The organism is Myroides sp. C6-3, assembly GCF_050522425.1.
Lineage (GTDB): Bacteria > Bacteroidota > Bacteroidia > Flavobacteriales > Flavobacteriaceae > Flavobacterium.
This window is the reverse complement of record NZ_JBMVQP010000007.1, coordinates 54,955-70,255: the sequence shown is the minus strand read 5'-3', so window position 1 is coordinate 70,255 and position 15,301 is coordinate 54,955. Positions and strand designations below refer to the sequence as shown.

Sequence of the window (15,301 nt, the reverse complement as noted above, 5' to 3'; positions counted from 1 at the left end):
AGATGATTAAAGTTACGAACATAGAAAAGTCTTTTAATGGTTCCATGGTTTTGAAAGGGATTACCACAACATTCGAAACGGGAAAAACCAATTTAATCATTGGACAAAGTGGATCTGGAAAAACGGTATTCTTAAAAACACTTTTAGGTATTCACGCACATGATAATGGACAGATTCTTTTTGATGGCAGAGATTACGCAGATATGAACAAAAACCAACGTCGTGACCTGCGTACGGAAATCGGAATGGTTTTTCAAGGTAGTGCTCTTTTTGATTCCATGACAGTAGAAGAGAATATTGCCTTTCCTATGCGCATGTTCACCAACAAAAGCGATAAGGAGATTATGCACCGCGTAAATGAGGTAATTGACCGTGTAAAATTAATTAATGCCAATAAAAAGAAACCTTCTGAGATATCAGGAGGAATGCAAAAAAGGGTAGCCATTGCACGTGCAATCGTAAATAACCCTAAGTATTTATTTTGCGATGAACCCAACTCTGGACTAGATCCCAAAACAGCAATCGTTATCGATAACCTGATTCAAGAGATCACACATGAATACGATATCACAACCGTAATTAACACCCATGATATGAACTCTGTTTTGGAAATTGGTGAACATATCGTTTTCTTAAAAAATGGCGTTCTAGCTTGGTCAGGAACAAATAAAGAAATTATACAAACAGACAATGAAGATGTCGTAGACTTTGTCTACTCCTCTGAACTCTTTCAAATGGTTCGAGATGCCATGCGTCACATTGGTTCTACTAAAAAATAAGAAAATCCGAAGCAAATGCTTCGGATTTTTTGTTTGTTGTACGTTGTTTGTTGTTCGGTGAGTCGGTGAGATGATGAGATTCTCCTTTAAAGAAAGTACTTGCTATTTCAGAAAAATCTACCGATAACTCATAACAGATCACTGATAACAGATCACTGATAACTTTTTCTCTCCTCACTCCTCTCTCCATTCTTGTTTTAGATTAAGTAGATTTCATCCTACATGAAGTAACTTTGAGTATAAATAAAAAGGATATGAAAACAAAAAATATTGAACAAATCGCAGCACCAAGACCTGCACATTTTGTAGGAGATGGTTTTAGAGTACACAACTTTATTCCGGGTGTTTCTGGAATGAGTATGCAGCGCATGGATCCTTTCATTATGTTTGACTACAACTCCAAATATCACTTTGGACCAAGTGAAATTCCAAGAGGGGTTGGTGTTCATCCACACAAGGGATTTGAAACAGTTACGATAGCCTATAAAGGACGTGTAGAACACGGCGACAGCAGTGGAGGTGGTGGAGTTATTGGAGAAGGAGATGTACAATGGATGACTGCTGCTTCGGGTGTATTACACAAAGAATTTCACGAAACAGAATGGAGTAAAACAGGAGGTGAATTCCAAATGGTACAGTTATGGGTTAATCTTCCCGCTGAGGCCAAAAAAGAGCAACCGAAATATCAGGCCATTGAACACGCACAAATGCCGCACTACAACCTTGCAGATGGACGAGGTTTTATAGAAGTAATTGCAGGAGAATATCAAGGTGTAAAAGGACCAGCGACCACCTTCACTCCTATCCATATGTCAAACCTAAAAGCACAAACTGGGGCAAGTGTTACCTATGAATTTCCAACTACTTATAACACGTTGTTGCTGGTTGTGGAAGGACGTATTAAAGTCAACGGCTCCGAAGTACAGCAGGATCACGTTGCTGTTATGGCACACGATGGTGAGCAATTTTCAGTAGAGATAATAGAAGACGCCATTGTTCTCGTTCTGGCTGGATTACCTATTAAAGAACCTATTACCCATTACGGCCCTTTCGTTATGAATACACAAGAAGAATTACTTCAAGCTTTTGACGATTTTAATACAGGTAAATTCGGAACTTGGAATTAATCTATTTTCAAAAGGTGTTGCTGAGCAACACCTTTTTTTTGTGTTTTTTTTCTCAATTTGTGAATTCTATTACATTTGCAAATAAAAATATATGCGACATAGAATTGCAATCATGAGCTTACTTCTTGGGATATGTATCGCCTGTAATTCCAAAAACACCTCAACAGCGCAACAGCAGCAGCTATCGCCAATCAACGCGATTACACCAACCGAAACTGTAGCGGAATCTACACCAGAAGAACAACTCACACTTATCGGTACTTCAACCGAATTATACGCTGAATCAGAAGAGAAAATGTTCAATATGTTGAATGAACCCGATCAAATGCGCTTGCAAAAAGCCATACAGATTATTTCAAACAAAATAGGAGAATCGGAAGATTTATACACTGAAGAAGATGATATTGACTACGATAAATGGAATGCTATTTTTTTTAAGCAAGTTCACGGACTAACATTTACAGCCATTACAACTCTCGCAGAGCAAATCTTAAAAGAGGTTAAAAACAAAAACATACTTCATTTACAGGAAGAAATAACGGATTTAGAAAGAAATCCAACAGAAAACCAAGAAGAATCGATATCTTTTTTACAAGAAGAGCTACAAAAAGCAAAAGAATTACCAACAACAATAGATACATATATTTATTCAGAGGAGTGTTTTCTTTAAAAATCTGATTTTTTTCTCTAATTTTTATAAGAATATCTCAACAAAAGAAAGAGTCGATTTAAAATCAGTGATTTTTTATGTTTTTATTTGTCAATAAATTCATTTTATACTATATTTGACTAAGAGTTTTAAAACAAAAAGGCAATTAGGTAGTTAAATTGTTTTTCTTTTAAGTTTTTTAACTCCATTAGAAAGATAAAAGACAATCCGATAAGGATTAAAAGATAAGTTGAAAAAAGAAAAAGTGATGTTGTTAAGTGTAAAAAAGAGTCCCAAATTATTTTGGAACTCTTTTTCATTTTTATGCTAATAACCCTGCTCTATTCAATAGCGCTTCAGGTGTAGGTTCTTGTCCTCTAAACTTTTTATACAAGCGCATAGGATGATCTGTTCCGCCTTGAGACAAAACACAATCTTTAAATGCGGTAGCAACTTCTTTGTTGAAAATGCCTTTTTCTTTAAAATACGCAAACGCATCTGCATCTAAAACTTCCGCCCATTTATAGCTGTAATATCCCGATGAATACCCTCCTTGAAAAATATGTGAAAAAGAAGTACTCATTGCGTTTTCAGCTACATCAGGATATTGTTGAGTTGCTTTGAACTGTTCTTGTTCAAACGCTTTTAAATTGACAATTCCTGTAGGGTCTTGTCCATGCCACCCCATATCTAACATACCAAAACTCAACTGTCGAACAGTTGCCATTCCCTCCAAAAAAGAAGCGCTTTCTTTAATTTTCTCGACATACTCCATCGGAATTAATTCACCTGTTTGATAGTGTTTGGCAAACAGCGCTAGCGTTTCTTTTTCATAACACCAGTTTTCTAAAATTTGGCTTGGTAATTCAACGAAATCCCAATATACATTTGTACCAGATAAAGAAGGATAGGTCGTGTTAGCCAACATGCCATGTAGCGCATGACCAAATTCGTGGAATAAAGTTGTCACCTCATTAAAAGTTAACAAAGAGGGCTTTGTTGCTGTTGGTTTGGTGAAGTTACAGACAATTGAAACATGAGGTCTCTCGTTTACACCATTTAAGATGTATTGATTTTTAAATGAAGTCATCCAAGCCCCATTGCGCTTTCCTTTACGAGGAAAGAAATCGGTATAAAACACGGCTATAAAAGCCCCCTTTTCATCAGTTACTTCAAAAGTACGCACCTCATCGTGGTATTTTTCAATGTCGAAAACTTCAGTAAAGATCAATCCGTATAATTTATTTGCCACTTGAAAGGCCCCATCCAAAACGTTTTCCAATTGGAAATACGGTTTTAAAACTTCATCATCTAAGCTAAAGCGCTCTTGTTTTAATTTTTCTGCATAATAACTTCCATCCCATTTCTGTAGCTGATCAATCCCATCAAGCTGTTGAGCAAAAGCTGTTAGTTCTTCAAATTCTTTACTTGCAGCAGGTTTGGCTTTAAGCAATAAATCATTTAAAAAAGCATTGACTTTTGTCGGCGACTGTGCCATGCGTTCTTCTAAAACAAAATCAGCATGTGTTGCATAGCCTAAAATAGTAGCGCGTTGATGTCTCAATTTTGCAATAGTCAACACATTTTGTTCGTTGTTAAATTCATTGGCTTTAAAAGCTTTTGTTCCCGCTGCTATAGCCAATTCCTTGCGCAGAGCTCTATTTGCCGCATACGTCATAAAGGGGATATAACTCGGATAATCTAAGGTAAAAATCCACCCCTCTTTGCCTTCTTGTGTTGCTAGTGCATGAGCCTCTTCAATAGCTCCTTCAGGCAATCCTTTGAGATCTTCCTCTTTGGTGATATGCAATTGATAATTATGCGTCTCTGCTAATACATTCTCTCCAAATTTTAAAGCCGTTGTAGCTAATTCTGCATCGATAGCGCGAACACTTTTCTTTTGCTCTTCAGAAAGTAATGCGCCATTGCGAACAAAGTTCTTATAGCTTTTTGTCAATAGCGTCTGTTGCTCTACCGTTAGATCCAGTTGATCTAGTTGCTCATACACTTTTTTTACACGTAAAAACAACTTTTCATTCAGCAAAATATCATTCCCCAATTCAGACAACAAAGGCGCTACTTCTTGGGCAATTTGCTGCATTTCATCATTGGTTTCTGCAGAATTCAGGTTAAAAAAGATACTCGCTAGAATATCTAAATCCATTCCTGAAAAAGCCAAAGCTTCTATTGTATTAGCAAAAGTTGGAGCTTCTGGATTGGCTGTAATTGCATCAACATCGGCTTTTGACTGTGCGATGGCTTGATCAAATGCAGGTTTATAATCTGTAATTTTTATTTGAGAAAACGGTGCAGTACCGTGTTTAGTCGTAAAGGGTTTGCCAAAAATAGCCATACTCATCTAATTTTTATTTGTTTTATAAAATTACAACTTTATTAAGCGATTAGGTACAAGAAATTAAGTCTTAACATCCTATTATCATAAAAAAAGGGCCCTTGCAATAAGAGCCCTTTTGTTGTATTGAATAAGCCAAAATTAAGCTTGAATTTCTTCTTGTACTGGTTGAACTGGTAAGTCAGCCTTAGTTAAGAAAGAAGTCACCTCTGCATCCATTTCAGCCATTGTTTTCTTAAACAATTCGAATGCCTCGAATTTATAGATCAACAATGGATCTTTTTGTTCGTGAACAGCTAATTGAACCGATTGTTTTAACTCGTCCATTTTTCTAAGGTGTTTTTTCCACGCCTCATCTAAAATTGACAATACAACATTCTTTTCAAAATCATCAATTAAACTCATTCCTTGCGTATTATACGCCGTTTCTAAGTTTGTAACAACATTCATTGTTTTCATCCCATCTGTGAATGGCACTACAATACGCTCGAAGTTGTTCTCTTGATTTTCGTATACGTTTTTGATTACTTTGAATGCTTCTGCAGCACTGCGTTGTCCTTTTTCACGGTATGCCGCAAATGCTTTCTCATACAATCTGTTTGCCAACGTAACAACGTCTTCTTTGTTAAACTGATCTTCTGTCACAACATCGTTAATTCCGAAATTGCGAATCATATCTAAATCCAAGTTTTTGAAGTCGTTCGCTAATTTATTAGTTTCGCTAATGCGTTCGCATAAATCATACATCATATTAGCGATATCCACTTTCAGACGATCTCCAAATAACGCGTGTTTTCTACGCTTGTAAATTACTTCACGTTGTGCATTCATTACGTCATCATACTCTAACAAACGCTTACGAATACCGAAGTTATTCTCTTCTACTTTTTTCTGTGCTCTTTCGATTGATTTCGTCATCATCGAATGTTGAATCACTTCTCCTTCTTCTAAGCCCATTCTATCCATAATCTTCGCTACACGCTCTGATCCGAATAAACGCATTAAGTTATCCTCTAATGACACGTAGAACTGAGAACTTCCTGGATCTCCTTGACGACCTGCACGACCTCTCAACTGACGGTCAACACGTCTTGAATCATGGCGCTCAGTACCGATAATCGCTAAACCTCCTTTGTCTTTTACTTCTTGAGAAAGTTTAATATCCGTACCACGACCCGCCATATTGGTTGCAATGGTTACAATCCCTGGTTTTCCTGCTTCTTCAACAATCTGAGCTTCTTGTTTGTGTAGTTTCGCGTTCAAAACGTTGTGTTGAATACCACGCATTTTTAATGATCTACTCAATAACTCAGAAATCTCAACGGAAGTAGTACCAATTAATACTGGACGTCCTGCTTGTGATAACTCTACAACATCGTCAATAACGGCTTTGTATTTCTCACGTACTGAACGGTAAATTTTATCTTCTTTATCCTTACGTGCAATTCCTCTATTAGTAGGGATTTCAACTACGTCTAATTTGTAGATTTGCAAGAACTCTCCTGCTTCTGTGATAGCCGTACCTGTCATACCTCCTAATTTTTTATACATACGGAAGTAGTTTTGCAACGTAATTGTAGCAAACGTTTGTGTAGCTGCTTCAATTTTCACGTTTTCTTTTGCCTCAATCGCTTGGTGTAATCCGTCAGAATAACGACGTCCATCCATAATACGACCCGTTTGCTCATCAACGATTAAGATCTTATTATCAATGACCACATATTCTGTATCTTTTTCAAATACGGTATATGCTTTTAGCAATTGATTTAACGTGTGAATACGTTCGCTTTTCACACCAAAGTCTTGGAATAGACGCTCTTTTGCCACCGCTTCATCTTCTCTCGATAAGTTTTGGCTTTCGATACGCGCTACTTCAGTTCCGATATCTGGTAAGATAAAGAAATTCTCATCTGTATCTTGCGATAAGAACTTAATTCCATTATCTGTCAACTGCACTTGGTTGTTTTTCTCTTCAATAACGAAGTACAACGCTTCATCCACTTTATGCATTTCTCTGTTGTTGTCTTGCATATAGTGATTTTCTGTTTTTTGAAGCAATTGTTTCACTCCTTCTTCACTTAAGAACTTAATAAGCGCTTTGTTTTTAGGCAAGCTTCGGTAAGCTCTTAGCAATAAGAATCCTCCTTCTTTTGTATTTCCTTCGCGAATTAATTTTCTCGCATCCGCTAAGAAGTTGTTGGCCAATTTACGTTGGATCTCAACTAAGTTAGCTACTTTTGGTTTTAGCTCGTTAAACTCATGACGGTCACCTTGTGGAACAGGTCCTGAGATAATTAACGGTGTTCTAGCGTCATCTACTAATACTGAATCGACCTCATCGACAATCGCATAGTTGTGAACGCGTTGTACTAATTCTTCTGGCGTATGTGCCATATTATCTCTCAAATAATCGAAACCAAATTCGTTATTTGTTCCATACGTAATATCTGCTGCATAAGCGGCTCTTCTTCCACTTGAGTTTGGTTGGTGATTGTCAATACAATCAACGGTCATTCCGTGGAACTCAAACAGCGGTGCTTTCCATTGACTATCCCTTTTTGCAAGGTAGTCATTCACCGTTACTAAGTGCACACCGTTTCCTGTTAAGGCATTCAAGTACAAAGGCAAGGTTGCAACTAGCGTTTTTCCTTCCCCTGTTTGCATCTCTGCGATTTTCCCTTGGTGTAATACGATACCTCCGATTAACTGTACATCGTAGTGGATCATATCCCAAGTTACTTCTTTACCAGCAGCTGACCACTTATTGGCCCAGTTAGCCTTTCCATCAACAATCGTTACATAGGGTTTGTTCTCCGCAAACTCTATATCTTTTTCAGAAGCTGTTACAGTAACTGTTTCGTTTTCTTTGAAACGCTTTGCTGTTTCTTTTACCACTGCAAAAGCTTCTGGTAAAATATCCAACAACACTTTTTCTGTATTGTCGTATGCTTCTTTTTCTAAGCTATCAATACTCGCGTAAATAGCTTCTCTTTTATCGATATCTTGAGTCTTCTCGATTTCTTCTTTGTACGAAGCGATTTTCGCATCTTGACCGGCTCTAGATTGTTGAATTTTCTCTTTGAAATAGATGGTCTTTGCTCTTAACTCATCATTAGATAAGCTAGATAAAGACGATTCATACGTTTTGATTTTTTCAATTAGAGGCTTTATTTCCTTGATATCTCTTTCCGATTTATCGCCGACAAAAACCTTTAATATGGTATTTATAAGACTCATAGGTTTATATGTTTTTTAACTCTTTTTTCACTTGCTAAATTAAACAAAAAAAAGCCTTGTAGAAGGCTTTTTTCTATATTAATACTCATCCTCGTTCCAAAGATAATCTTCGTCCGTAGGATAGTCTGGCCATATTTCTTCCATAGATTCATAGATTTCTCCTTCATCTTCGATGGATTGTAAGTTTTCTACTACTTCAAGGGGCGCACCTGTTCTAATAGCGTAATCTATCAACTCATCTTTAGTAGCAGGCCATGGAGCATCACTTAAATAAGATGCTAATTCTAATGTCCAATACATCTCTTAACCTTTTTTAAATTTTATTGCAAAAATAAATTTTATTATGAAATAAGCAAGCTTTTTTCATAGTATTTCACTAAGTTTAAAGAACGTCTTGCCTTTTCACAATAAAAAGTCGCAGTTTTCAATGGTCATTCTACCGTTTTTCAGGGATCCATTTTATTTCTTCCGCTTGTAAATCCAAAGTCAACTTTCGTGCCAACACAAATAGATAGTCAGAAAGTCGGTTGATATACTTCAAAATTTCTTCTTCTACAGGTTCTTCTTGGTTTAACTGTACTGACAAACGCTCCGCTCTGCGACAAACGCAACGTGCAATATGACAGAATGACACCGTCGGATGACCGCCTGGTAAAATAAAATGTGTCATGAGAGAGAGATATGACTCCATTCGATCGATTTCACTTTCCATACACGCTAGGGTCTCATCCGTAATTTTGGGGATATTCAAGCGTTCTTTTCCGTTTTTTAATAGGGCCTTTTGCGGATCTGTCGCCAACATAGCGCCCAAAGTAAAGAGTTGATTTTGAATAGATAGTAAAAATTCCTTTTCCACTTGGGGAATTTCTTGATCGCGAATCATACCCACATAGGCATTCAATTCGTCTATAGTGCCATACGCTTCAATTCGAATGTGATTCTTAGGTACGCGTGTTCCGCCAAATAAGGCTGTCGTTCCTGCATCACCAGTCTTAGTGTAGATTTTCATTTTTCACTTGTTAGATCCAACAAGCAAAATACAATACTTTGATCAAACTACAACCGATTGGTCCTATTTTATTCGTTCATCGCTTTCGATCACTCCATCGCGCAAACGAATAATGCGATGAGCGTGTTCCGCAATATCTTCTTCGTGAGTTACGAGAATAACCGTATTGCCCTTGCTGTGGATTTCATCAAATAGCGCCATGATTTCAATAGAGGTCTTCGTATCTAAGTTACCCGTTGGTTCATCCGCTAAAATAATAGACGGATTATTGACTAGAGCCCGAGCAACAGCTACGCGTTGTCTTTGCCCCCCAGACAATTGATTGGGGTGGTGATCCATGCGATCACCTAGCCCTACCATATGCAACACATCTGAAGCGCGTTTTGTGCGATCCTCTTTAGATCGACCCGCATAAATCATCGGCAAGGCCACATTGTCTAAAGCCGTCGTTCGCGGCATTAAGTTGAAGGTTTGAAAGACAAATCCGATGTCTTTATTTCGAATTTCAGCCAATTGATCATCGTCTAATCGACTGACATCTTTGCTATTTAAGCTATAATAACCCGAAGTTGGCGTGTCTAAACAACCGAGAATATTCATCAACGTAGATTTACCAGAACCTGAAGGTCCCATCAAAGCGACATAATCCCCGCGTTCAATCTGTAAATTCACCCCTTTTAAAACCTTGACCGTCTCAGATCCCATTTTAAAATCGCGTTTAATATCTTTGATATCAATAATAAATTCTTTAGACATAATCCTCGTATTTTCTTTTTTATAAGTGTCTCAAAGCCTTCTTTTGTTACACGCGTAGCAAGCGAAAAACTCGATCCGGTTGTAAACGCAAGTTAAAGTGTTGTTTCAGCTGCTCCTTTCGCTTAAAAGCCACTCCAAAATAATAGAAATCTAAAGTTACAATCATTTCTTCGGATGCGATCACTTCTTGCCAATATTTTTCGACAGATGCTTCTTTGCTTCTGCGGTCAATGATCCAAAGTGAATCGTTGTGCATGCTTTGAGCGACTATTTCTATCTTAGGCCAATCTTTTGTATCTCTTCCTTGAAATAAAATTGCATCATAGCTCTTACCTGTATTCCCTTGATAGGATACTGCGGAAATTGCCGTCTTTACTTCTTTGGGAATACGACCATCCAAAGTAGCGAGTTGCTGGGATTCGAAATACACCAAAAGGCGATTGAAGAATTGCTCTTTTCTCGACTGCCCCTTCCAACGCACATCAACTGGATAAAGTCCACGCGTTAAAAGATTAAACACAAAAGGCGAATGGGTGCCGTGTTCGTTATTTGCAGCAAACCAAAATTGAAGATAATCGAGGATCATAGTGTAAACCTTTGTTTTGTACAGTATAAGAAAACTTAGCTCACAAAGGTAGTTGTTACTTTTCGCTTTCTACCGAACTACATAAAATATTTTGACTACTTTTACCCCCTCACCTAACTTATATAAAATAAAAAAATGAGAACTATTTGCCTTGTCCTTTGCTGTATTTTTTCCCTGTCTTGTTCTTCTGATAATCAAGTAGCAGACCAAGATCAATCCAAGGAAATTCTCTCCATGGTATACGATGATACGTTTTTAAATTTCAAGGAAATCCGCCAGGGGAAATTCACAAACGCAGATAGAGAACTCATCGGGTTCTTTATAGAATCCGAAATAATCATCGATTCTACTCATAAAAATAGGTTTCTTATGCTTTTTAGGACAGATTTTATTTCTCACATTGAATTTGAAGGGATCGAATTTTCTCCTTTTAAACCCAACCTTAGGAATTCTGATACCACTTTTGCTTATGCTTATCAATATACTTTACCAGAATACAATTCTCCTTTTACGATCAACCTAAAAATGGAGAATGGAAGAATTACAGGTGACTTTGAGGGATACGTTCACCGATCCAATGACCCCAATGACATGAAGTATATGGATCCTATCTACTTATCTGAAGGAAAAATAGAGCTAAAAATTGCTACTTATCAAAATGAAACAACGTTTGAAGTGCAATCTTTTTAAGTATAACTAATTGAAAAAAGAAGCGCTACGATCACAACAAACAAGATAAACTGCATTCGCTCAATGAGGGGCGAATCGAAAAAGCCATAAACAAAAAACCCTACACTAATGTGTAGGGTTTCTCTTTTTGTGACGATGACAGGATTCAAACCTGTAACCTTCTGAGCCGTAATCAGATGCGCTATTCAGTTGCGCCACATCGCCGTTGTTCTTTGTTTCGTGACCACGGCAGGATTCAAACCTGCAACCTTCTGAGCCGTAATCAGATGCGCTATTCAGTTGCGCCACGTGGCCTAATTGCTTATTGCGAGTGCAAATATAAGACGATATTCTGTAAAACCAAACTAGAATAAGGAAAAAATAGATGTTTTTTTCTTTCACTTGATTAATTGATTAAGCCCTAGCTTTTTAGCAAAAAACTTTTTTTTCCGATTCCAACCTTTTTTGTTTTTCAGCGTCTATCCTATAGGAATCAATCCGACACATAAAAAAGAAACAAAAACACCTTGAAAAAACACACACACCTCTTAGCCTTTGCTTTCCTATCGCTTTGTTTGACCAACTGTAGTTCTGATGATAGTACAGTAGAAATTAAAAGACCAGTACCTACCTATGAAAAGCAGTATTTTATTTCACAAGTACAAACCTCTTTGTATACGAAAGAATTTAAACACGAAACCAACGGTTCTTATGAAATACTTCCCATTTTGGAACAAGAGAATCTATTTCAATTTACCTATACAGAAGATTACAAACTACAAACACTACGTGATGTTTTAACGCTTTATAAAGACGCGAAACCCAAACAAACCTATGCGATCGATTACAACTTCGAACTCGATGAAAACGATCGTTTAAAAACGCTAGAAAAACGCATGGGCAACACCCTTATCAATCACTTTGCTTTTACGTATAAAGACAACCTCCTACACACAAATACAGTTCAACAAGAAGGAGAAACACTAGAGTTAACTTTTGTTTACAACCAAGCAAGCCAATTTACCAGCGCATTAATCAAACCCTATAGTATGAAATTTGACTATGCTTACAACGACAAGAACCAAATGATTTCCATGGGAACCCTTGGTCTATCGGTAGAGTTTGGGTACACAGAAGAAAAGAACCCCTTTTCGCACTTGCCTTTTGATATGACAACCCTACTCCTAGAGGAGTTAAGTTTAATTCCCCTAACCTATCACTTTCCCAATCTCATTCAGACTCTTGTCAGTCCTGAACACGAAAACTTCACTATAGAATATACCTTCAATGAAGACCTGTACCCCGTAAAAGCAACGATGTACGAGATGTTAAACAAGAAAAAAGTAGTGTATAAAGAATTTACTTACACCTATGCGGTGCAAGAAATAGAAATAACAAAGCCCTTAAATTAAGGGCTTTGTTCATTTTATGACTTCCGATGAAGCAACGTACAGAAAAACTGTACATTATATTAATTCTATTATTTTATTCTTCTATTAGCGATCTATTTACTATCTTTCTTCTATAAATCAACATACAAGCTGATTTTACACTTCAAAATCCACCTTTACTTTAACAAAAAAAGCCAAGGTTAAGTTCGCTAACTAATCATTTGAAATAAAGCATGCGGGAGTAGTTTTAACGAATTCCCCATGTGGTTATTTACACCTAAAAGTTTATCAGTTCTTCAAAAGCAATTTTTGTTTTTCTGGTAAACTTTTTTTTATAAGCCACAACAAAACTAGTTACTGCATCTTGTTGTAAAACAAGTAGACTAGCGTTGTGATTAAGAAAATAAGTAAGTAAAAATAGAGGGGATTTCCCGTAAACATTCCGATGATCAAGAACAAAAAAGTAGCTACTGCACCAATTAACAAGAAGTTAAAGGTTTCTTTGTCGATAAAATCATCGAATTCATCTTCTTCCTCGCGCATTTCTTTTTCTAGTTGTTGGGTGCGTTCTTGTAGTTGGGCTTTTTTTTCGACCCATGTTCTTTTAAGCGACTGATTCTTTGTTTTTTTTGCCTTTGTTCGCGCTGAAAGTTGTGACTTACCGTAGCGATACCCCAGGTAGTCAAGCAATAAAACGAGTAATAGAAAGACAAATTTAATCATAGTACACAATGATTCACCTCAACGGCAAAGCGCAAAAATAGTAAACTATCTAGTTTCTTGATCAAAAAAAGAAAAAAAGAGGGTATTTCAGTTGAAACACCCTCCTTTTAGTTATATTCAAAATCACTAATTATCCTTGAATCTCAGCAAAAAACTCTTCGTTGTTTTTTGAATTTTTAATCGAATCAATAATTGATGTCATCGCCTCAACAGAGTTCATGTCATCCATTACTTTTCGAACCGTCCAGGTGCGTTGTAACGCATCTCTATCGAGTAATTCATCATCGCGACGTGTACTTGATGAAGTAATGTCAATTGCAGGGTAAATGCGTTTATTCGCCAATTTACGATCCAATTGTAGCTCCATATTTCCTGTTCCTTTGAACTCCTCAAAAATAACCTCATCCATTTTAGATCCTGTATCAACTAAAGCCGTAGCAATAATACTCAAGGACCCTCCATTTTCGATATTACGCGCTGCTCCGAAGAATCGTTTTGGTTTTTGTAGTGCATTAGCATCTACCCCACCACTCAACACTTTTCCTGATGCAGGTTGTACCGTATTGTACGCACGTGCTAAACGCGTGATAGAATCAAGTAAAATCACAACATCATGTCCGCATTCAACCAAGCGCTTGGCTTTTTCCAAAACAATATTAGCTACTTTCACATGGCGTTCTGCTGGTTCATCAAACGTTGATGCGATCACTTCTGCACGTACACTGCGTTGCATATCCGTAACCTCTTCTGGGCGTTCGTCAATTAACAACACAATTAAGTAAACCTCTGGGTGATTAGCTGCAATTGCGTTAGCTACATCTTTCAACAACATGGTTTTTCCCGTTTTCGGTTGGGCTACGATCATTCCACGTTGTCCTTTTCCGATTGGAGCAAACATATCCATAATACGCGTTGACGTTGTACTTCTCAACTCGTCTAATTTAAATTTTTCCGTTGGAAAAATCGGCGTTAAATGCTCAAAAGAAACGCGATCTCTCACACTTTGAGGATCATGTCCATTGATTTTCAACACGCGCACCAAAGGGAAAAATTTCTCCCCTTCTTTTGGAGGACGTACCACCCCTTTAACGGTATCTCCCGTTTTCAATCCAAAAAGGCGAATTTGAGATTGAGACAAATAGATATCGTCTGGAGACGATAAGTAATTATAATCCGCTGAACGCAAGAAACCATAACCATCAGGCATCATTTCTAACACCCCTTCACTTTCAATAATACCGTCAAACTCATAATCAGGTTCTCTGAAATTATTTTTTTGTTGGGTGTTATTGTTGTTGGATTGGTTTTGATTTCGCTGTTGATTTCTATTGCCTTGTTGATTGGGATTTTGTTTTTTAGTTTCCTGTTCAACCGCAGGCTGTTCACTTACAACTGAAGATTCAGTTTCGTTCTTTGTAGTATCTGGTGCAACAACTTGACGTTGATCCTCTCCTTGTTGCTTTTTGTTATTCTTAAAGTCGCGCTTTTGAAAATCGCGCTTGGTATTGTCATTTTTCTTTTTTGGTGTGAACTCTCTGCGATTATCACGTGGATTCGCTTTGGGATCAGTTTTATCTGTATCGCGTTCTACCGTTGCCTTTTCTTCCGTAAATTCAATGGCTTTCTGTTCTGTATTGTCAGTCTTTTGTTGTTTTCCCTCCACTGGTGTTGTTCCAACCTCCGTTGTTTGTTTCGCTAGCCTTGGGCGTTTAGGTTTTTCGACTGTCGTAGCTTCTGCTGGCGCTGCTTGAACTGCCTCTGCTTGAACTGCTTTTTCTTTTAGTGCAACAGGCTTTGGCGCTTTAGCTTTAACTTCTGTTGGAGCTTGAAGCGACATAATTCGCTCAATTAACTCTCCTTTTTTTAAAGTCGACACCTTAGTCAGCTTAGCCTTCTTCGCGATCTCCTGAAGGTCAGAAACCTTCATTTTTTCTAATTGGGAAATGTCAAACATATAAATGTTTATAGATTATAAATAAATGAGTTGTGTCTTAAAAATAAGAATGGAATTTTTGTTAGTAG

Annotated in this window: 13 protein-coding genes and 2 tRNA genes; 5 read left to right on the top strand and 10 right to left on the bottom strand. The window is 37.4% G+C overall.

The genetic code is table 11. The features are described from left to right. The first annotated feature begins 2 nt into the window (after positions 1-2). The 3 genes from ACPDG9_RS04740 to ACPDG9_RS04730 all read left to right on the top strand — a co-directional run bounded on the left by ACPDG9_RS04740 (position 3) and on the right by ACPDG9_RS04730 (position 2,576). On the top strand, positions 3-779 hold the full coding sequence (locus tag ACPDG9_RS04740) for an ABC transporter ATP-binding protein (RefSeq protein WP_430526611.1): 777 nt from the start codon (positions 3-5) through the stop codon (positions 777-779). A gap of 254 nt (positions 780-1,033) precedes the next feature. Further along, positions 1,034-1,906, top strand: a complete 873-nt coding sequence (locus ACPDG9_RS04735) for a pirin family protein (RefSeq protein ID WP_430526610.1) — start codon at positions 1,034-1,036, stop codon at positions 1,904-1,906. Between the two features lie 91 nt (positions 1,907-1,997). Further along, on the top strand, positions 1,998-2,576 hold the full coding sequence (locus ACPDG9_RS04730; protein WP_430526609.1) for a hypothetical protein: 579 nt from the start codon (positions 1,998-2,000) through the stop codon (positions 2,574-2,576). Positions 2,577-2,877: 301 nt separating this feature from the next. Here ACPDG9_RS04730 and ACPDG9_RS04725 read toward each other — a convergent pair whose 3' ends face one another. From ACPDG9_RS04725 to ACPDG9_RS04700, 6 genes are all read right to left on the bottom strand, one after another. After that, positions 2,878-4,908 carry a M3 family metallopeptidase gene (locus ACPDG9_RS04725; RefSeq protein ID WP_430526608.1) on the bottom strand — a complete coding sequence of 677 codons (2,031 nt, stop codon included), beginning with the start codon at positions 4,906-4,908 and terminating at the stop codon, positions 2,878-2,880. A gap of 141 nt (positions 4,909-5,049) precedes the next feature. After that, positions 5,050-8,145, bottom strand: coding sequence for a preprotein translocase subunit SecA (gene secA, locus ACPDG9_RS04720; RefSeq protein ID WP_430526607.1), 3,096 nt, complete (start codon positions 8,143-8,145; stop codon positions 5,050-5,052). 78 nt (positions 8,146-8,223) lie between these two features. Beyond that, entirely contained in the window at positions 8,224-8,445 is a 222-nt protein-coding gene (locus tag ACPDG9_RS04715) for a DUF2795 domain-containing protein (RefSeq protein ID WP_002986941.1), read from the bottom strand. Positions 8,446-8,581: 136 nt separating this feature from the next. Continuing rightward, positions 8,582-9,154, bottom strand: coding sequence for a cob(I)yrinic acid a,c-diamide adenosyltransferase (locus ACPDG9_RS04710; protein WP_430526606.1), 573 nt, complete (start codon positions 9,152-9,154; stop codon positions 8,582-8,584). 63 nt (positions 9,155-9,217) lie between these two features. Beyond that, complete coding sequence (locus ACPDG9_RS04705; RefSeq protein ID WP_430526605.1) at positions 9,218-9,910, bottom strand: ABC transporter ATP-binding protein; 693 nt, start codon at positions 9,908-9,910, stop codon at positions 9,218-9,220. A 46-nt stretch (positions 9,911-9,956) separates the two neighbouring features. Then, a complete protein-coding gene (locus ACPDG9_RS04700) occupies positions 9,957-10,496 on the bottom strand; it encodes a hypothetical protein (protein ID WP_430526604.1) in 540 nt (179 codons plus the stop codon). A 135-nt stretch (positions 10,497-10,631) separates the two neighbouring features. Between ACPDG9_RS04700 and ACPDG9_RS04695 the strand changes: the two genes are divergently transcribed. Continuing rightward, complete coding sequence (locus tag ACPDG9_RS04695) at positions 10,632-11,186, top strand: hypothetical protein (RefSeq protein WP_430526603.1); 555 nt, start codon at positions 10,632-10,634, stop codon at positions 11,184-11,186. 130 nt (positions 11,187-11,316) lie between these two features. Here the strand turns inward: ACPDG9_RS04695 and ACPDG9_RS04690 are convergent. Both ACPDG9_RS04690 and ACPDG9_RS04685 read right to left on the bottom strand, forming a co-directional pair. Then, positions 11,317-11,390, bottom strand: a tRNA-Arg gene (locus ACPDG9_RS04690). Between the two features lie 16 nt (positions 11,391-11,406). Continuing rightward, positions 11,407-11,480, bottom strand: a tRNA-Arg gene (locus ACPDG9_RS04685). Between the two features lie 212 nt (positions 11,481-11,692). Between ACPDG9_RS04685 and ACPDG9_RS04680 the strand changes: the two genes are divergently transcribed. Continuing rightward, positions 11,693-12,577: a hypothetical protein gene (locus ACPDG9_RS04680; RefSeq protein WP_430526602.1), complete on the top strand. Its 885-nt coding sequence runs from the start codon at positions 11,693-11,695 to the stop codon at positions 12,575-12,577. 333 nt (positions 12,578-12,910) lie between these two features. On the opposite strand, the gene ACPDG9_RS04675 is transcribed toward ACPDG9_RS04680, so the two are convergent. Further along, a complete protein-coding gene (locus ACPDG9_RS04675; RefSeq protein ID WP_430526601.1) occupies positions 12,911-13,279 on the bottom strand; it encodes a hypothetical protein in 369 nt (122 codons plus the stop codon). Between the two features lie 130 nt (positions 13,280-13,409). Then, positions 13,410-15,233: a transcription termination factor Rho gene (gene rho / locus ACPDG9_RS04670; protein WP_430526600.1), complete on the bottom strand. Its 1,824-nt coding sequence runs from the start codon at positions 15,231-15,233 to the stop codon at positions 13,410-13,412. Between the last annotated feature and the right edge of the window lie 68 nt (positions 15,234-15,301).

Bases quoted from the DNA above. Each gene is read 5' to 3' on its own strand.
- ACPDG9_RS04700 (WP_430526604.1), bottom strand. From the start codon at position 10,496: ATGATCCTCGATTATCTTCAATTTTGGTTTGCTGCAAATAACGAACAC.
- ACPDG9_RS04675 (WP_430526601.1), bottom strand. From the start codon at position 13,279: ATGATTAAATTTGTCTTTCTATTACTCGTTTTATTGCTTGACTACCTG.
- secA (WP_430526607.1), bottom strand. From the start codon at position 8,145: ATGAGTCTTATAAATACCATATTAAAGGTTTTTGTCGGCGATAAATCG.
- ACPDG9_RS04710 (WP_430526606.1), bottom strand. From the start codon at position 9,154: ATGAAAATCTACACTAAGACTGGTGATGCAGGAACGACAGCCTTATTT.
- ACPDG9_RS04705 (WP_430526605.1), bottom strand. From the start codon at position 9,910: ATGTCTAAAGAATTTATTATTGATATCAAAGATATTAAACGCGATTTT.
- ACPDG9_RS04740 (WP_430526611.1), top strand. From the start codon at position 3: ATGATTAAAGTTACGAACATAGAAAAGTCTTTTAATGGTTCCATGGTT.
- ACPDG9_RS04695 (WP_430526603.1), top strand. From the start codon at position 10,632: ATGAGAACTATTTGCCTTGTCCTTTGCTGTATTTTTTCCCTGTCTTGT.
- ACPDG9_RS04725 (WP_430526608.1), bottom strand. From the start codon at position 4,908: ATGGCTATTTTTGGCAAACCCTTTACGACTAAACACGGTACTGCACCG.
- ACPDG9_RS04730 (WP_430526609.1), top strand. From the start codon at position 1,998: ATGCGACATAGAATTGCAATCATGAGCTTACTTCTTGGGATATGTATC.
- ACPDG9_RS04715 (WP_002986941.1), bottom strand. From the start codon at position 8,445: ATGTATTGGACATTAGAATTAGCATCTTATTTAAGTGATGCTCCATGG.
- ACPDG9_RS04735 (WP_430526610.1), top strand. From the start codon at position 1,034: ATGAAAACAAAAAATATTGAACAAATCGCAGCACCAAGACCTGCACAT.
- rho (WP_430526600.1), bottom strand. From the start codon at position 15,233: ATGTTTGACATTTCCCAATTAGAAAAAATGAAGGTTTCTGACCTTCAG.